Annotated in this window: 16 protein-coding genes and 1 tRNA gene; 6 read left to right on the forward strand and 11 right to left on the reverse strand. The window is 57.9% G+C overall.

The features are described 5' to 3' along the window. The first annotated feature begins 73 nt into the window (after positions 1–73). Positions 74–1,804, forward strand: coding sequence for a gamma-glutamyltransferase (gene ggt / locus ACTRW9_RS00535; RefSeq protein ID WP_442427899.1), 1,731 nt, complete (start codon positions 74–76; stop codon positions 1,802–1,804). A 37-nt stretch (positions 1,805–1,841) separates the two neighbouring features. Here ggt and ACTRW9_RS00540 read toward each other — a convergent pair whose 3' ends face one another. Next, on the reverse strand, positions 1,842–2,105 hold the full coding sequence (locus ACTRW9_RS00540) for a hypothetical protein (protein ID WP_442427900.1): 264 nt from the start codon (positions 2,103–2,105) through the stop codon (positions 1,842–1,844). 211 nt (positions 2,106–2,316) lie between these two features. Between ACTRW9_RS00540 and ACTRW9_RS00545 the strand changes: the two genes are divergently transcribed. Continuing rightward, positions 2,317–2,937 carry an MBL fold metallo-hydrolase gene (locus ACTRW9_RS00545; protein WP_442427901.1) on the forward strand — a complete coding sequence of 207 codons (621 nt, stop codon included), beginning with the start codon at positions 2,317–2,319 and terminating at the stop codon, positions 2,935–2,937. Between the two features lie 9 nt (positions 2,938–2,946). Here the strand turns inward: ACTRW9_RS00545 and ACTRW9_RS00550 are convergent, their stop codons facing one another. The 8 genes from ACTRW9_RS00550 to ACTRW9_RS00585 form a co-directional block, all read right to left on the reverse strand. After that, complete coding sequence (locus ACTRW9_RS00550) at positions 2,947–3,876, reverse strand: NmrA family NAD(P)-binding protein (RefSeq protein WP_442426448.1); 930 nt, start codon at positions 3,874–3,876, stop codon at positions 2,947–2,949. A gap of 198 nt (positions 3,877–4,074) precedes the next feature. Beyond that, on the reverse strand, positions 4,075–4,581 hold the full coding sequence (locus tag ACTRW9_RS00555) for a pyrimidine dimer DNA glycosylase/endonuclease V (protein ID WP_442427902.1): 507 nt from the start codon (positions 4,579–4,581) through the stop codon (positions 4,075–4,077). A 23-nt stretch (positions 4,582–4,604) separates the two neighbouring features. Further along, on the reverse strand, positions 4,605–5,225 hold the full coding sequence (locus ACTRW9_RS00560) for a tetratricopeptide repeat protein (protein WP_442427903.1): 621 nt from the start codon (positions 5,223–5,225) through the stop codon (positions 4,605–4,607). Between the two features lie 41 nt (positions 5,226–5,266). Then, complete coding sequence (locus tag ACTRW9_RS00565) at positions 5,267–5,566, reverse strand: hypothetical protein (RefSeq protein ID WP_442427904.1); 300 nt, start codon at positions 5,564–5,566, stop codon at positions 5,267–5,269. Continuing rightward, on the reverse strand, positions 5,563–5,946 hold the full coding sequence (locus tag ACTRW9_RS00570; RefSeq protein ID WP_442427905.1) for a hypothetical protein: 384 nt from the start codon (positions 5,944–5,946) through the stop codon (positions 5,563–5,565). The genes ACTRW9_RS00565 and ACTRW9_RS00570 overlap by 4 nt, the downstream gene beginning before the upstream one ends. A gap of 26 nt (positions 5,947–5,972) precedes the next feature. Continuing rightward, positions 5,973–6,452 carry a c-type cytochrome gene (locus tag ACTRW9_RS00575; protein ID WP_442427906.1) on the reverse strand — a complete coding sequence of 160 codons (480 nt, stop codon included), beginning with the start codon at positions 6,450–6,452 and terminating at the stop codon, positions 5,973–5,975. 14 nt (positions 6,453–6,466) lie between these two features. Next, entirely contained in the window at positions 6,467–7,540 is a 1,074-nt protein-coding gene (locus ACTRW9_RS00580; protein WP_442427907.1) for a formylglycine-generating enzyme family protein, read from the reverse strand. Positions 7,541–8,066: 526 nt separating this feature from the next. Further along, positions 8,067–11,111 (reverse strand): DNA polymerase III subunit alpha, encoded by a 3,045-nt coding sequence (locus ACTRW9_RS00585; RefSeq protein ID WP_442427908.1) that lies wholly within the window; start codon positions 11,109–11,111, stop codon positions 8,067–8,069. Positions 11,112–11,392: 281 nt separating this feature from the next. On the opposite strand from ACTRW9_RS00585, the gene ACTRW9_RS00590 reads away from it, so the two are divergent. Beyond that, entirely contained in the window at positions 11,393–12,667 is a 1,275-nt protein-coding gene (locus ACTRW9_RS00590; protein WP_442427909.1) for a T6SS phospholipase effector Tle1-like catalytic domain-containing protein, read from the forward strand. A 191-nt stretch (positions 12,668–12,858) separates the two neighbouring features. On the opposite strand, the gene ACTRW9_RS00595 is transcribed toward ACTRW9_RS00590, so the two are convergent. After that, positions 12,859–12,944 (reverse strand) — tRNA-Leu (locus tag ACTRW9_RS00595). Positions 12,945–13,312: 368 nt separating this feature from the next. Between ACTRW9_RS00595 and ACTRW9_RS00600 the strand changes: the two genes are divergently transcribed. After that, positions 13,313–13,921 (forward strand): NifU family protein, encoded by a 609-nt coding sequence (locus tag ACTRW9_RS00600; protein ID WP_442426457.1) that lies wholly within the window; start codon positions 13,313–13,315, stop codon positions 13,919–13,921. Positions 13,922–14,081: 160 nt separating this feature from the next. After that, positions 14,082–14,921, forward strand: a complete 840-nt coding sequence (locus ACTRW9_RS00605; protein WP_442427910.1) for a hypothetical protein — start codon at positions 14,082–14,084, stop codon at positions 14,919–14,921. Between the two features lie 107 nt (positions 14,922–15,028). Here ACTRW9_RS00605 and ACTRW9_RS00610 read toward each other — a convergent pair whose 3' ends face one another. Beyond that, positions 15,029–15,589, reverse strand: coding sequence for a hypothetical protein (locus ACTRW9_RS00610; RefSeq protein WP_442427911.1), 561 nt, complete (start codon positions 15,587–15,589; stop codon positions 15,029–15,031). A gap of 251 nt (positions 15,590–15,840) precedes the next feature. On the opposite strand from ACTRW9_RS00610, the gene nuoB reads away from it, so the two are divergent. Then, entirely contained in the window at positions 15,841–16,374 is a 534-nt protein-coding gene (nuoB, locus tag ACTRW9_RS00615) for an NADH-quinone oxidoreductase subunit NuoB (protein ID WP_442426460.1), read from the forward strand. Positions 16,375–16,420: the final 46 nt, after the last annotated feature.

A 16,420-nucleotide genomic window follows, 5' to 3' on the forward strand; every position in this document is an offset into this window, starting at 1 on the left:
CCAGCCGGGTTGCGGTAAAATCATTGGCGAGAATTTCGATTCAGCGGAAACCCCAACTCGGGAGCCCAGCCTTATGCGACTTGCCAGATTCACTTGCACCCTTTTAGCAGGACTGTTGGTACTCGCGCTTCCTCTCTCCACCGAAGCGCAGTTGAAAAACATCTATTCCCAGCGCGACCGGTTTCACCCGGAAGTGGGCCACCGCGGCATGGTGGTCAGCCAGGAAAAAACCGCGAGTGCCATCGGAGTGGAAATTCTGAAGAAAGGCGGCAACGCAGTGGACGCGGCCATCGCCATTGGGTTCGCGCTCGCGGTCACCCTTCCGCGCGCCGGGAACATCGGCGGCGGCGGGTTCATGATGGTGCACCTCGCCAAAACCGGGGAGACGGTCATCATCGATTACCGGGAAAAAGCCCCGGCCCAGGCCCACTCCGACATGTACCTGAACCCGGACGGCACGGTGAACCGCCGCCTGCTGGAAGCACACCACCTTTCCGCCGGTATTCCCGGCACGGTGGCAGGCCTCTGGATGGCGCATCAAAAATACGGTTCACTTCCGTGGAAGGACCTCGTCGCACCCGCCATCAAGCTCGCCGACCGCGGCATCTTCATCAACTACGACCACGTCTTCACCATCACCAAGGGAAAGAAACGGCTGAAAGCGTTCGAGGCCACGCGCAAGATGTTTTTCAAACCCGACGGTTCGATGTACAAGCTCGGAGAGAAGATCGTGTTTGCGGACCTCGCGCATTCCCTGAAGCTCATCGCGGAGCAGGGGCCTTCCGCTTTTTATGAAGGGGAGATCGCACAGAAAATCGTGGCGGACATGCAGGCGAACGGCGGCATCATCACCCTGGAAGATTTAAAAAATTACAGCCCCGTCATGCGCGAACCCGTTCGCGGAACCTACCGCGGGTTCGAAATCGCCAGCATGCCCCCGCCCAGTGCGGGGGGCATCCAGATCATCCAGATCCTCAATATCCTCGAACACTACCCCCTGCAGGAATACGGTTCCAACACCGCGCAGACCCTGCACCTGATCGCCGAGGCCATGCGCCGCTCGTTCGCCGACCGAAGCCAGTACATGGGTGATGCCGATTACTGGCCGGTCCCGGTGAAAACACTCATTTCCAAGGAATACGCCGCCAAACTGAGCCGGGACATCGACACCGAACACGCCACGCCGTCCGGGAAAGTGAAGCCGGGCGAATTCATGAACAAGGAAAGCGACGAGACCACGCACTTCTCCGTGATGGACGAAGCGGGCAACGTGGTGGCCAACACGTACACGCTGAACTTCAGCTTCGGCTCCGGCATCGTGGTGCCGGGCACCGGCATCCTGCTCAACAATGAAATGGACGACTTCTCCGCCAAGGTCGGGGCAAAGAACGCTTACGGCCTCCTGGGCGGGGATGCCAATTCCGTCCAGCCCGGCAAGAAACCGCTCAGTTCCATGTGTCCGACCATCGTGTTCAAAAACGGCAAACCGCTCATGGCGACAGGCAGTCCCGGCGGGCCGCGCCTGACCACGGCAACACTCCAGGTGCTGATCAACGTGATGGACTTCGGCATGAACATTGCGGCGGCCACCAACACGCCGCGCATCCATCACCAATGGGTGCCTGACAGGCTTCGCGTGGAAAAGGGAATGAGCCAGGACACCATCGACATCCTGAAAAGCATGGGCCACGACGTACGTGTGACCAACACCATCGGCTCCACACAGACGGTCATGCACAAGGGAAAATTGTTCTTTGGAGCGGCCGACCCGCGCCGGCCCGGTGCGGGGGCGGTGGGATACTGAATGTTGACCTGAAACAAAGAGGGGACCGGGGCTAATTTCAAATCCAGTCGTCGAGGTCGAACTGCACCTGGCATTCCGGACTGCGCATGTCCATGTAAAGATCGGCCTGGTCGAACTGCGTGGTGAATTGTTTCAGGTGATCGCAGGTCAACCCGGCTTCTTCTATTTTTTCCTGGTTCTTCTTCATTACCTCCAGGCTTCCAAACTCCAGCACCACGGTGAAGCCGGTGGCGGCTTTGAAGCGCAGGATGTGCCGCTGATTGGCGGACTCCGGTGCAGGGCTTTCCTGATTTTCGCTCATAACAATCGATTCCTTATATAACGTCCCGCCTTCAGCCCTGGGATGGGGCAAGAAGTTTGCGGGTTGGGAGAAAACAACAATTCGTTCTACAATACGCCTGACAGAAACAAGTCTAGTACAGGTGCCCGAACCACCACAATGTTTATAATCCGCCGCTCTAAAGAGAGATGGGAATTTTTCGGGCGAAATCGCATACCAGGAGGAGGGCAACATGTCCGCATTGCAAGAACTGGCTCCGGGCCTGTACCGCTGGTCCGAGTTTTCAGATGAAAAACAACTCAATTTCAACGGCTACTACCTGGCCTGTGGCGGCGAGGCCGTGCTGATCGATCCGCCGGAACTGGATACCGACGGCCTGCACGCGCTGAAGGACACCGTCGCCCGCGCCGGAAACAATCCGTTGAAAGCCATCCTTCTCACCAATGTGCACCACGACCGTGCCAGCCAGCGGCTGAAGGGCGTCTTTCAAGTGCCCATCCACATCCATGAACAGGACAAGCCCCTGTTGGAATTTTCACCCGACGCCACCTTCAGGAATGGCGACACCCTGCCCTGCGGCCTGCAGGTGATTCACCTGCAGAACCAGAAATCCCCGGGCGAGTGCGCCCTCCTGCAAAAGGAAAAGAAATGGTTGTTTGTCGGCGACGCGCTGATCGGCAAGGTACCGGGTGAGGTCAATCAACTGCCGCCGGACAAATTCGACGACATCACGAAAGCCAAGGAAGGTTTGAAGGTGCTGTTGAATTACGATTTCGAGGATCTTCTGCTCGGTGACGGCGAACCCATCCGCGGCAACGCACGCCAGACGCTGGACGTGTTCTTCACGGATTGAGGACGTTTCTTACACCGGACCGAACAACTCGATTTCACGGAGGGCATATTCGATGGACGCGACCATGCCCATCGGCTTGATATCGGGGAATACCGTCTCTGCGCGGAGATCGGTAACCACCGTCGGGCTTTTGATGCTTTCGATCAATTTGCGCCCGACACGGGCGTACACCGGGGTCACCAGCGCCAGCCACAGGCTGGAAAGGAACGGTGTCAGCACCGGTACCGGAATCAGCATGCGCCACAGTTTCCGCTGGCGCGAATACTCGGCGATCAGCTCCTTGTAAGACACCTGATCGGCACCCCCGATCTGGAAAATCTCGTTTTCTTGTGTGGGCAGGTCCACCGCCTGCACCAGATACAGGACCAGGTCGCAGATGCATATGGGCTGGGCTTTCACCCGGACCCAGCGAGGCATGATCATGATGGGCAGACGTTCCGACAAGGCCCGGATCATTTCAAACGATAAACTGCCCCGGCCCAGCACGATGGACGCCTGAAACTCGATGACCTGAACTCCGGACGCGCGAAGCGTGTCCCCTACGGCTTTGCGGGAACGCAGATGCGGGGACAGGCTGTTGCCTTCGCCGCGAGCCAGGCCGCCCAGGTAAATGATGCGCTTCACCCCCGCTTTTTTGGCAGCGGCTCCAAAGTTCTCCGCGGCACGCCGCTCTTTTTCCTCAAAGTCTGTTTTTTCGTCCAGACTGTGCGCCAGATAGAAGGCGATTTCGATGCCTTCCAACGCTTTCGGCAGGGTGGCGGGTTGGAGGAGGTCGCCCCGGACCAGTTCCACGTCGTGGAAGGAGGATTTCTTTTTCTCGACCCGGGACCGGGTGAGGCAGCGAATGGAATGGTTTTTCTCACACAGGCGCGGGACCAGTCGACTGCCTACGTAACCCGTACCCCCGACCACCAGTATGCTTTCTCGACTGCCCCCCATGTTTTCCCCCCAGACCCAATAATGTCTAAAGTTTAAACCAATTGATTGATTTTGAGGAAGGAATTAGCAATCATCACTCCACATTTTCGGGCACTCAACTCCCACCTAAATTAAGGTGAGAAGTTACCCGGATGATCCCACAAATCCATCCTCCATCAACCTTCCCTCTTTGCAAATCTGATTTTCGTACCGGTGGTTTTAAAGCGTCCCCACCTTCATCGACGTGGGTTCCAATGGAAGGCTGGTTTGAATCCATTCAGGCGGAGTTCTCCGGGTCCATTTAAAAAGATTGCGTTTTTCCGCACAGTAAAAGTTTCTGTACGCCTTAACAGCATTCTTATGTTTATAACTGTCCGGCATGGCCTGGGCAAACGGGGTGAGACCGACATCGGCAATCGGGGGCAGGGGCAACGATGCAATGAGGTCCCACGAACGATGATTGGTCTTCTTGTCGAAACGGAAACGGTACTCCCGGTTCAGGGCTTCCGCCAGCTGACGCAGCCAGCGCCAGTTCGCAAGCGATGCACGGGTCCAGAGAGTGCAGGGATGGTTGAGATGGACGACCCGGTAACCGAGGAACACCCCATTCACCCGAAGGGCGGTGCTCAGCATCTGGGCGGACTCGAGGATCATCTTCCCTACGTGCCGATCGCAGTGATACCGGGCGCATCGGTCGAAATCCCGGTCCAGGATGAAAATGTTCATGATCCTCCCGCCCTTGCGCAATATTAGTAACGCGATTCGAACCGATTCACCCAGTCCTGGACGCTTTGCTTTGCAAGCAAAAGTTCATCCTCGCTCAAATTGAACAGAAGGCCCAGAACATCCACACCGACCGGCTGGATGCCGTTGCGGGCGGCAAGCGCCAGCCAGACATACGCTTGAACCGGATCGGCGGCATCGTGGGTGACGTCCGCATACCAGGTTCCCAGGCGGTACTGGGCGTCGGGGTAATCCTGCTCCGCGGCTTTCCGGTACCAGGCGGCGGCGATTTCCAGGTCGCGGTCCACTCCCAGCCCTTTACGATACAGCTCTGCCAGAAAATACTGCGCACCGACGTCTCCCTGCAGAGCACTGGCAAGAAACCACTTCGCCGCTTTCTTTGTATCAAGGGGCACGCCCTGGCCATTGAGATAAAGAATCCCAAGCTGATACTGGGCATCGGCGTTTCCGGCCCACGCCAGGGGCATCCAATGCTGAAAAGCTGAATTGAAATCGTGACGCAGGTAAGCCTTGTATCCCAAAAGATACCCGTCAACGGGTGAAAAAGCCCATGCCCCGGTGACGCTGTTTCCTCCGAGCCACAACCACATCAACATTCCAATCATTGCGTTTCTTTTCTTATCCATACCCACCTCCTGCATTTTTTTCGAGGTTGGCTTGTTCCGATTCATTTCAGAACCCAGTTGTGGTCGAGCATGCACCGATGAAACTCTTCGCCTTTCCAGATAAGCCGCTGGCCCGCACCGGAGCTCCCCTCAATCGGTTTTGGTTTTTGATACGCCATCTGATAACAAAGCTCGAAATGCCGGTCAAACACCTGCTCTCCCTGCCCGGTCTGGTCCCGATAGGCCTGATAATCCTTTGCGGGACCGCAAGACGCCAGGGTCAGCGCACATCCAAGTAACAAAATCATTGGCACAATTGAATTGTTCATGACCCGCACCCTCCAGCTTACTTTTAATTTCATTCTCCGTAGGGCACCCGGGGACTCCATCCCCGAAACCCTTCCCATGGTTCGACCTCGTCCGTATTCGCTGGTTTTTCTTTTTCTTTCAAATCCGGTTCTTTTTTCGACTGGCTGGTTTCGGAATGCACTCCCTCCACCTGCGGCATGGACAAGGTGCCCTCTTGTCTAACCTGGCCGGAATCCGGTCCCTGTCCATAAGGAACCCGCGGGCTGAATCCGCGAAACCCTTCCCACGATTCAACGTCATCTTCCACTTCCACCTCTTTAGCCTGTGCCACCTGGACGGTGTCAGCGGGAAAAGCCCTGCTTGGGCCCATAACCCATGCCATCAACCCGACCATCAAAATCACAACCCATAATATTTTTTCACTCGGTTCCATGGTGCCCCCTTTTAAATAGGATGGATTCATTCCGGCACCTCATTTTTTTCAACCGAAAGTGAACGAATGTAATGGATTATTTGCCAGATTCTTTCATCCGACAGGTGCGAATAAGCAGGCATCGACGTGCCTTTCGACCCGTTCTTGATGATCCAGAACAACTGCCCGTCGGAAATGGTATCCATTGTCATTCTGCAGGTGAAGTTGCGTGGTTTCGGATCCATGTTCGGGGCCATGGCGCCCATTCCATTCCCCTTCATTCCGTGACACTGCTTGCAGGCAAGGGGTTTCGCTTTGATCAACGCCAGTACCTTGCCTCGCTTCAGGTGGCGCGGTTCTTTACGAAGGGGGTTTTTTCTTTTCAAAAACTCTCCCGGCGCAGAGAGGGTCTTTCTGACCTGCGGGCAGATTCCCGTCTCAGGTACATTCTCCGCCTGCACGTCTCCCCGACCCAGAACCAGCAGGGAACCGATGACCAGTATCGTGAGCATCCCATTTCTATTCATGGCAACGCCCCCCTTCACAATCTGTTCGCAATCATTTTCTGGAGACTCAGGTATTCCTGGTTATCCGGCTCCAGTTTCAAGGCTTTTCGAATCGCTTCATGCGCCCGTTGGAATTTTTCCGCTCCCAGATGGATCAGAGCATCCATGTAATGCATACGCGATTCCATTGCGGGCTCTTCCTCAAAGTCACGGGCGCAACGGAAACCCAGGCCCACGCCGTAGGAATTGTTCATCGGGTCGTTCCAGAAACGATGTGTGGTGGTGATGCTTTGCGCCGGAGCAAACCAGGAGCCGCCGCGGATGACTTTCTTTTTACCGGTGCCCACGGCCTGACCAGGAGGCAAATTGCCTGCAGTGCCCTGGATCGGATCAAAGTCGGGACCTTTCGGGTTTCTCACTTTTTGGGAAGTCTTGTAGTAGTTGGGGTCGTACCAGTCCTGCACCCATTCGAAAACGTTTCCCGCCATGTTGTACGCGCCGTAATAACTTTTACCCTCCGGATGCGAGTCCACCGGCTGGGTGATGTACGTTTCGCCCCTTTTGCCTCGGGCGAAATTGGCCTTGCTGTAATCGAGTGCGTTGCCCCAGGGATAGAGGAAACCCGCCGGACCGCGGGCGGCCTTTTCCCACTCCGCCTCGGTCGGCAAACGTTTGTTGGCCCAGTGGCAATACGCGTTGGCGTCGAACCAGTTCACGCCGGTCACCGGGTAATTGGGTTTGTTCAGTTCATGGTGATCCCAGTAAGCCGGAGCCGGGTAATCCGTGGCCATGATGAATTCGGTGTACTGTGCGTTGGACACCTCGAAGATATCGATGTAATAGGAATCGAGGTAAATCATGCGCGCCGGCCCTTCATCCCCAAACGCTTCTTTCGACATGGGTGTGGCGGCGGTCGAACCCGAACCTTCTTTCAGGAGACGGGCCTTGTCGGCATCCATGCCGCGGACAAAACCGCTTGCATTTACCAGCACCATGTTTTCGGGTGGGGGGGATTCGGCAAAAGCCGCGCCTGGCGCGTACAGCATGGAAACGACCGCGCAGAGCTTCAGAAGAAACCTGGAACCGGATTTGACGGATGATGAAACCATTCAGCGCCTTCCTTTCTCGAAACGAATTCTTAAAGGAATAACTCCCCTCGCGGATTTGCCGGGGTGGCTCGAATCTCGCGAGGTCGGAAGAGCCGAAGGATAAGGGGAGCGGCGCTAAGAAGAGGACGAGCCCGGTTAAGGGCGCCCAACAAAGGTTGGGTTATTTATTAAGGAAAGAATACGCCTTATTTCTATTGTTTGTCAAATGTTTTTAAATAATTTTAAGAAAAGATTAATAATTATAATTATAGCAATTAAATCAATTAGTTATATTAAGGTTAGACCCAAGTTCCAAAGATGGGGCTGGCAAAGTTTTTGCGTAGAAAATCACGGCGACCCGGTCCACTGCTGCCTGTACCGGAACCTGGCAGGGTGAATCTGGACACCACAGGGAGGACCGGAACGAATTTTCGGAGCATGGGCTCCGGACTGCGACGCGTTCACACCCAAGCGGTTCGACATCCATCACTTCGGGATGGGACTCAAGTTTTATTTCCGGGGCCGGCTAGATTGAAACTCCCTTTGATCATTCCGCTTGCCATCCGTCACTCACCCACAGCGCCGTCAGCGTGCGGTTTCCGCTGTCCTCTTCCACCTGCCCCTTCACGATGAACGGTCCCTTGTCGCGGAGCAGGTGACCGTACTTCCTGTAAACTTTCGGGAACAGGGTCACTTCAAAAATCCCCGTCGGGTCTTCCAGGCTGACGAACTTCATGAGTTCGCCTTTCGTCGTGCGCGTCGATTTGTACGTCACGAGCAACCCGATCATGGTCACGAACTTGCGGCGCGTGGTGGCGAGGTCTTTCGCCGGGATGAATCCTCTGGGCCAGGTCTTCTCGGTGACGCCGAACAGGGACATCGGGTGCGCCTTCACCATCAGTTCCAGCGTCTCCAGCTCCGCCAGGCCGCACGCCTGCGCGTCGTATTCCCGCAATGCCGGCACCGCCCAGCGCCTCCCGCCACGGGCCAGCGGCAACGGCTTCTGTGATCCGTTTTTCTTCCGGGGCAGGTTGCGGCACCACTTCATCATCTCGCACAGCATGACCGGACGCGACGGCCCCAGCCCGTCCAGCGCGCCGCAGTAGATCAACGCGTCGAACTCCGGCTCCTCCAACGAAACCCGCTCCATGAAATCGTGCAACGTGTCGAACCGCCGCACCTCCCGCGCGTGCAGGATGGACTCGATGCCGTCGCGGCTCAGTCCCTTCACCTGCATCAACCCCACGCGCACCGCATCGACACGCTCGGCAGTAAAATGATATTGGCTGTGATTGACGTGCGGGGGAAGGATGTCGAGTCCCAGCCGCCGGGCTTCTTCCGTGTAGGCGCAGGCATCGTAGAAACCGCCTTCGTTCGAAAGCACCGCCGCCATGAACGCCGCCGGGTAGTGCGCTTTCAGGTACGCGGCACGGTACGACTCCAAGGCGAACGACGCGCTGTGCGCCTTGCAGAACGAGTAGCCTGCGAAGCTTTCGATCTGCCGCCAGATTTCGAGTGCCGTGTCGTCCGCCACCCCGTTCCGCTTCGCGCCGGAGAGGAACCGTTCGCGATAGGTCTCCATGCGTTCCCAGTCGCGTTTCTTGCTCATGCACTTGCGCAGTCCCTCCGCCTCGCCCAGTCCCATGCCGGCGATGGCGTGCGCCACCTTGATGACGTCCTCCTGGTAAATCATGATACCGCAGGTCTCGGCGAGCACCGCCTCCAGCTTCGGGTGCAGGTACGTCACCGGCTCCCTGCCGTTGTGACGGCGGATGTACGCCTGCATCATGCCGCTGCTCGCCACGCCGGGACGGATGATGGAACTGGCGGCGGTGAGTTCCTCGAACGAATCCACCCTGAGCTTCTGCAACAGGTTGCGCATGCTGGGCGACTCGATGTAGAAACAGCCGATGGTGTCGCCCCGCATGATGAGCGTGCGCGTTTTGTCGTCGGTCACGGGATCGATGCGGTCGAAGTCCGGCGCCGCACCATACCACTCCCGCACCCAGCGTACGGTATCGATCTCCACCGCCAGCCCCTTCTGCGAGAGCAGGTCGATCTTGAGCAGGCCGAGGTCTTCCACCGGGTACATGTCGAGTTGCGTCACCACGAATCCCTTCGGCGTGTTCTGCAACGGCACCAGGTCGGTGATGCGTCCGGGGCTGACCACGATGCCGCCGCAGTGGATGGACAGGTGACGCGGCACGCCTTCCACCTTCGCCGCCTGCTCGATGACGCTCCTGTACGGTTCCTCATCCAGAGGCAGGTCGCGGCATTCCGGCACCGCGTCGCGCACGGCGTCGAGACGGTCCACGTGCGCCGAGTGCGGCAGGTTGCGGGTGAGTTTGTCGATGTCCACGGCGGCCAGGCCCAGCGCCTTGCCCACCTCGCGCAGCGTCGAGCGCCCGCGCATGTGGATGTGCGACGAGATGAGCGCGACGTGCTCCGATCCATAACGGTCGAACACGTACTGGATCATTTCATCGCGGCGGTTCCACGGGAAATCGATGTCGATGTCCGGGAAGTCCGAGCGCTCGAGATTGAGGAAACGTTCGAAGTACAGGTTGTGGCGGATGGGATCGACTTCCGTGATGCCCAGCACGCGGCACACCAGGCTGTTCGCCGCCGAACCGCGCCCCACGGTGAGGATGCCCCGGCGATGCGCCTCCTCGACGATGTCCCACACCAGCAGGAAGTACGAAGCGAAGTCCATGCGTTCGATGATGCCGAGCTCGTATTCGAGGCGGTCGCGGACGGCGCGGGTGAGAGGGCGGTACCGGCGCCGCGCCTTCTGCCACGCCAGCTCGCGCAGGCGGCGGGCGTGGGTGATGCCTTCCGGCAGGGGGAACGGTGGATGCTGAAGCTGGCCGACGGGCAGGGTCACGTCGCACTGCTCCGCCACGCGCAGTGTGTTGTCGAGCGCCTGCGGGCAGTAGCGGAACAGGCGCTTCATCGCCTGCGGACTTTTGAACCACGCTTCGGGACTGGCGGTGCTTTCCGGCGGCAGCGCATCGAGCAGGCGGTTTTCGCGGATCGCCGTCACCAGCCGGTGCGTGTGCCCGTCCTCCGGTTTTAGAAAGAAGATGCGATTGGAAGCGACCAGCGGGATGCCGTGCCGGCGCGAAAACTCCCAGACGTCGATGTCATGACGCGTGCCCGTGCGCCAGCGGATCCACTCGATACCGAGGTTGCCGCTCCCGCGCGCGCGGGCGACCGCATCGATCACGCCGAGGTCGGGACTCAGGATGACGACCGCATCGCCGCAGTGCTGCAACCGCTCCGCCAGGGAGAAGTTCTTGTCGAGCTGGCGGTCGGTGACGACGCGGCAGACCTCGCCGTAACCCGCGAGGGTTTTCGCCAGCAGGACCGCGTGGGAACCGGTTGCGGGATCGGTCACCTCCGCGCCGAAAATGGGTCGAATGCCCGCCGCCTGCGCCGCTTTCTGAAACGCGACCGCGCCGTAAGTCCCGTTGGTGTCGGTGAGCGCCAGCGCCGGACACCCCATGCGCGCGGCGGTGCGGGCGAGGTCCTCGATCCACGCCGTGCCCTGCATGAAGGAATAGACACTGTGACAATTGAGCGGCACCCACATAGGCGAAAACAAAGCGAAAGTTAACGGCAAAAAAATTTAAACGACTGATTTCGGTACCCTTACTCTACCCCCTCCTCCCACAACTTGTCAATCGGGCAGGCGCATCCTGGAATTTTTCGTATAGCAATGTAAAAGGCGGGTACGACGGGCGGAAATGGAATCTGCCCCGGAAAAGTCCCGGAGAGGTTTTTCCGTATTCAGTTCGGACATGGTATAAAGATGCCTGCCTGACCTGATTCAATTGACCCCTGATTTCCATGTCCACCGCCCGGAAAGCGCCCATGACCCGTTTGCTTCATTTCACCCTGCTCGCATTGACGCTCCCCCTGCTCGTCAGTTGTTCCCACACGCCGCCCGTCAACCACACGCCTTTCACGCCGGACATCACCGCGAAAAGAAAACTGGTGGTGTTTTTGGACGGCACCCATAACGACGAAAGCAGTCACACGAGCATCGCCAAGCTTCACAACCTCGTCACCCTGCAGAACCGGACCGACCTTCACACCACTTACATCGTCGGCGTGGGAACGGGGGCAAAAGTCATCGGTATGGGAATGGGCTGGGGAATCGGGAGGGACGTGCGGGAGGCCTACCTGTTTCTGGCCCGCAACTACCGGCCCGGGCGGGGAGACGAAGTCTATCTTTTCGGATTCAGCCGCGGCGCTTACGCGGCGCGCATTCTGGCCGGGCTCCTTTATACCGTGGGCATCCCGGATTTGAATGCGGTTCCCGAAGCGGACCAGATGGATTTCATAGAGGACATCTACTCCGCTTTCAAGGGGGACATGACCGTCACAGAACGGCGTCAGGAAGTGAAGGAAGAAACCGGTATCACCCCGCAACCGGTGAACGTCCGCTTCATGGGCCTGTGGGATACGGTGGAAGCACTCGGACTTCCCGACTATGAAGAAGACTTCACCTTTCCCAATCCCCGTTACGTCGATCAGCTGTGCAACGTGGACAAAGCCGCGCACGCGATGTCGATCGATGACGACCGCGCCCGCATTTTCACTCCCATTCTGTTAACACATGCCCACCTGGTAGAAAACTGTGTTGCCAAGGACCTGAACAGCGTGGTGGAGGAAGTGTGGTTCGCCGGCGCACATTCGGATATCGGCGGCGGTTACAACGACACCGACATCAACGGCGTCTCCTTCAACTGGATGCTGAACCAGATCGAACTCTACCAACTCGTTCCGGAAAACACCCGGGTGTACGCTGATCCCTACGGGCGCACGCACGATCCCGAAAGCGGCTGGTTCCGTTTCATCTACCGCAACCGCAACCGGAACCTTCCCGCCTATGCCACGCCGACCTACAACAGGGGCAGGCTGAAAATACATCGATCCGTGTTCGACCGTTTGGAAAAAGCCTGCCGCCAGTCTTTCGAGTTCGACTGGCAAAAATCCGGGTTTGCGAAGTGTTTTGATTTCTCCAGTAATGACGGGGCCATCCATTACCTCGAAGAAAAACAGTGCTTTCAAGTTGTCGATTACAACCAACCGCCTACGCCCGGTACGGGTTTCTGCCCGCCTCATGACTTGGTGGAAAAATAACATTTTCCCAATCTCTGGCTTTCGCTAGACGCTTCAGGTGAGATCCGGTAAACCCGACTTTTCACCTACAACGCCTTGAAGAAGTCTGGAAAAGAAACACCAGGGCGGGTCGCCGCATGGTCCACGATCGGATTCAACCTGGGGTTGGAAAGATAACTTGCTGAAGGTTTTGCGGGGCTGAAAACTCAAATTGGTGCCGGGGGCGGGATTCGAACCCGCAACCCCTTTCAGGGCATGGATTTTAAGTCCACTGTGTAAACCGTTCCACCACCCCGGCATGTTTTGTCTTTGTGGGAGTCTCAACCGCCCATTCGAACGAACCCCCGGGGGAACACAACAGGGAAACGGCTCATGGGCGAAACTTCAATGGTGTGCCAGGCATCGGGGCCAAACCCCGGCGGCGTCCAAATGTAGCAGTTTTTGGCCAAAAATCAAACAATCGTCGGCCCCGCCGAATCGCCCGCCGCCGCCCCGCATCTAAAGAAGTACAGGACCGGTCGGCCCTGCCCTCCTTTTCACCCGGGTTCCCCCGATTTTTAAAGGGTTTCGAACTACAGGTATGATAAGGTTGACGGGTATCCGGAGCCGCCCGGTGCGTTCCTTTTAACGTAACTTCAATTCACTTTACATATAGATCGACCCGACATGGCCCACACCAAAAAATTCAACGTCATCGCCACCGAACCGACGCCGAATTCCTCGGCGTTCAAATTCGTGGTGGACAGCGTCATCATCAAGGACGGCTCCCGCGCTTACAACAACGCGGAAGAAGCGGAGTCCGACCCCTTCGCCAAGGAAATCTTCGATTTCGGCGTGGTGGATTTTCTATACATTAAAGACCGTTTCGTCTCCATCACCCTCCTCAGCCCGGACGAGTGGGAAGACATGTTCGATCCCTTCATCCAGACCATCGAAGAGCACTTGGTGCCTTACGAGGACGGGGGAACGGGCGAACCGGAGAAATCCATTCTCGACGACGTGGACCTGGAGAAGTTCATGGACTACGACGACGAAACGAAACGCGAGATCATCGACGCGTTCATGGACGAGGGCGTGCGCCCGGCGCTGGCGCAGGACGGCGGCGGCATCCTGGTGAAAGACGTCGACGGCGACGTGGTCTTCATCCAGTACCAGGGGGCGTGCGGCAGCTGTTCCAAGTCGCAGTCGAGCACGCTGTCGGCGATGCAGAACATCCTGCAGCGGAGCGTCCATCCGGACCTGCGCGTGGTCGTCCGCGGCTTCGACGACCTCTGACCCGGCCGGGCCCGGGCAACAGCACGAAATTCCTGTGGCGAACGATGCCCCCAGCCTGTCCGGGCAAAGCCGGTCTCCACGGACGAACGGCCTTTGACCCGCGCCCACCAACCCTCATTCGCAACAAACGTATCAGCCCGTTGGCTTCACGCTTTGTGTCATGAAAGATCCCAAACGCGTACTCGGAAAAATCCTCGGCAAGGACACCGACCTCGCTCCGTTCGAGGCGTCGGGAGAACCGATTGAACTCCTCATCGAAACCCTGCGCGAGGTGCAGAAGATGCGCCGCCTGCGCGGCTGGCTGATAGACCATGCCGGGATCGATGTGGCGCTGTCTCCCGGCACGTTCGAAAAACTGCTCGACCTGCCGGAGATCAATTTCTACGAGACCACCGACCGCAACCTCGACGTCGAGCGGCATTCGTTGAAAGAAACCCGGACGCCCGGCGACCCGGTCACCGTCGCCAACCTCAACACCTTCCTGCGCGAGTTGTTCCGCGACCTGTCCGGCATCAACCAGTTGAAAACGACCGAACACGCCACGCTGTTGCTGGGTTCCGCCATCTCCGGCGACCTCGTGGACCGCGTCAACGATTATATCCTGCGCCTGCGCCGACTGCACTGGCGGGGAGTGGGGTTCCTGTTCACCGGCTTCCCGGCGCGCGGCATCGAAAAGCAGTTCGAAGCGCTGTTCCCTGAGGCGCGCAAAGCGCATCCGTTACGACGCAACTTGAAAGACGTTCAATGGGAACTGGGGTTTTACCGGCGTTGCCTGGAGGTGAACATCCGCTGGGCGGTGACGGGGCTGGACCTGTTTGCGGTGATCCGCCATGACGAGTTGCACCAGCTGGTGGAAAACGTGGGCGAACTGGGAAGCGGGTTGTGGAACGTGGTGTACAACGGCCTTCAGTTGAAGGCGACCCTGCCGCTCGCGGGCATCCGGCTGGAAGACGGGAGGACGCTGTTCGATCCGGAAAGCGTGCCGTTGCATGCGGCGTGAAGCCCAAAGGCCGGTTGCGCCAAAAGCGGGTCCTTAATATTCCCTCCCCCTCACCAGGGGGCACGCACAGAGTGCCGGGCCGGGTGGGGTCGATCGAAAATTCTATTTTAGAGATGGCCGCTGGTTTTGACCTGGAAGCCTTCCTCTTTGTCGAGGAGCAGCTGCTTGATGGTGGTCTTCGGCTGAATCTCACGCAGGGCGTTCTTGCCCTCTTCCTTGATCTTGTTGAGGCGCATGTCCAGCCGCAGTAAGTTGGTGAACAGCGGCAGGAACTTTGCCAGGTACTTCGCGCCCTCGTCGGTGATGTCGTTGTCCGACAATGTGAGGCTTTTCAGGCTCACCAGGTTGTCGGAGGTGGCCAGGTACTTGACTCCCTCGTTGCCGATCTTGTTGTAAAACAGGTTGAGGGACGTCAGGTTCTTCAGGTACGGCGACCGCGCGATGGACTTCATTCCTTTGGGGCCGATCAGGTTCGTGCCCATCTCCAGCGTGGTCAGCCCTTCCAGGAAATCCATGTTGGCCAGGTCCTTGGCGCCGAACTCCTTCAGATAGACCGCTGTGATGTCCAGTGTCTTGCCGTCCTTGCTGAGATCCGCCTTGACGATCTCCACCGATTCCTCGAAGCCCCGGTTCTGACCCCGGGCTTCCTTGTTCAACGACATGTCCATGGGAAATTGACCTCCTAAGATTCCATCTATGATTTCGAGGCGCGGCGGCCCACGGCCGTGCACCTGTTGAGTCCACAATTTGAAGCAGATAAGGCCACAGATCGCTAAAACCGGAATGCGTCCGGGGCGGCCCCGAACGCCCTCAAAAATTCAATGAAAAGGGGCTGTTTTATTGGTGTTCCGGGCCATTCTCTGCTATATTGTGCCCAATATTCTAACCTGAATGCATCGATTTTAGGAGTCTTTTTGTAATGGCTAATTTAAGTCAGTCTGAACTTGAGTTCAGCCTCGGCAATAACGTCATCGTGACCCAGATGACCCAGGCCGTGAACTGGGCACGCAAATACTCTTTCTTCATATACCCTTTTATTACAGCGTGTTGCGGCATGGAGTTCATGTCCGTGGCCGGTCCGCGTTACGACCTGGACCGCTTCGGCGCCGCCTTCCCGCGTTTCTCGCCGCGCCAGGCGGACCTGTTGATGGTGGTCGGCACCATCAGCCACAAGCAGGCGCCGATCCTCGTTAAGGTGTACAACCAGATGGCGGAACCGAAATGGGTCGTCGCCTACGGCGTGTGCACGGTGTCCGGCGGGTTCTACGACAACTACGCCACGGTGATGGGCATCGACACCCTCATCCCGGTGGACGTGTACATCCCCGGATGTCCGCCGCGGCCGGAGATGGTGATCGACGCGCTGATCAAACTGCAGGACAAGGTTCAGCAGGAGACCCTGGCCGACCACGTGAAAGGTCCGGCTCTGGTCACACCGAGCGAACGCATCTGATTTTCATGGTCCCGGTTCCGACCGGCGCCAGATGAATTTTTAACCC

It is taken from the genome of Nitrospina sp. 32_T5 (assembly GCF_052156635.1).
Classification (GTDB): Bacteria; Nitrospinota; Nitrospinia; order Nitrospinales; family Nitrospinaceae; genus Nitrospina.

Coding starts and splice junctions, on each gene's coding strand:
- ggt (WP_442427899.1), top strand. CDS start 74: ATGCGACTTGCCAGATTCACTTGCACCCTTTTAGCAGGACTGTTGGTA.
- ACTRW9_RS00540 (WP_442427900.1), bottom strand. CDS start 2,105: ATGAGCGAAAATCAGGAAAGCCCTGCACCGGAGTCCGCCAATCAGCGG.
- ACTRW9_RS00545 (WP_442427901.1), top strand. CDS start 2,317: ATGTCCGCATTGCAAGAACTGGCTCCGGGCCTGTACCGCTGGTCCGAG.
- ACTRW9_RS00550 (WP_442426448.1), bottom strand. CDS start 3,876: ATGGGGGGCAGTCGAGAAAGCATACTGGTGGTCGGGGGTACGGGTTAC.
- ACTRW9_RS00555 (WP_442427902.1), bottom strand. CDS start 4,581: ATGAACATTTTCATCCTGGACCGGGATTTCGACCGATGCGCCCGGTAT.
- ACTRW9_RS00560 (WP_442427903.1), bottom strand. CDS start 5,225: ATGGATAAGAAAAGAAACGCAATGATTGGAATGTTGATGTGGTTGTGG.
- ACTRW9_RS00565 (WP_442427904.1), bottom strand. CDS start 5,566: ATGAAATTAAAAGTAAGCTGGAGGGTGCGGGTCATGAACAATTCAATT.
- ACTRW9_RS00570 (WP_442427905.1), bottom strand. CDS start 5,946: ATGGAACCGAGTGAAAAAATATTATGGGTTGTGATTTTGATGGTCGGG.
- ACTRW9_RS00575 (WP_442427906.1), bottom strand. CDS start 6,452: ATGAATAGAAATGGGATGCTCACGATACTGGTCATCGGTTCCCTGCTG.
- ACTRW9_RS00580 (WP_442427907.1), bottom strand. CDS start 7,540: ATGGTTTCATCATCCGTCAAATCCGGTTCCAGGTTTCTTCTGAAGCTC.
- ACTRW9_RS00585 (WP_442427908.1), bottom strand. CDS start 11,111: ATGTGGGTGCCGCTCAATTGTCACAGTGTCTATTCCTTCATGCAGGGC.
- ACTRW9_RS00590 (WP_442427909.1), top strand. CDS start 11,393: ATGACCCGTTTGCTTCATTTCACCCTGCTCGCATTGACGCTCCCCCTG.
- ACTRW9_RS00600 (WP_442426457.1), top strand. CDS start 13,313: ATGGCCCACACCAAAAAATTCAACGTCATCGCCACCGAACCGACGCCG.
- ACTRW9_RS00605 (WP_442427910.1), top strand. CDS start 14,082: ATGAAAGATCCCAAACGCGTACTCGGAAAAATCCTCGGCAAGGACACC.
- ACTRW9_RS00610 (WP_442427911.1), bottom strand. CDS start 15,589: ATGGACATGTCGTTGAACAAGGAAGCCCGGGGTCAGAACCGGGGCTTC.
- nuoB (WP_442426460.1), top strand. CDS start 15,841: ATGGCTAATTTAAGTCAGTCTGAACTTGAGTTCAGCCTCGGCAATAAC.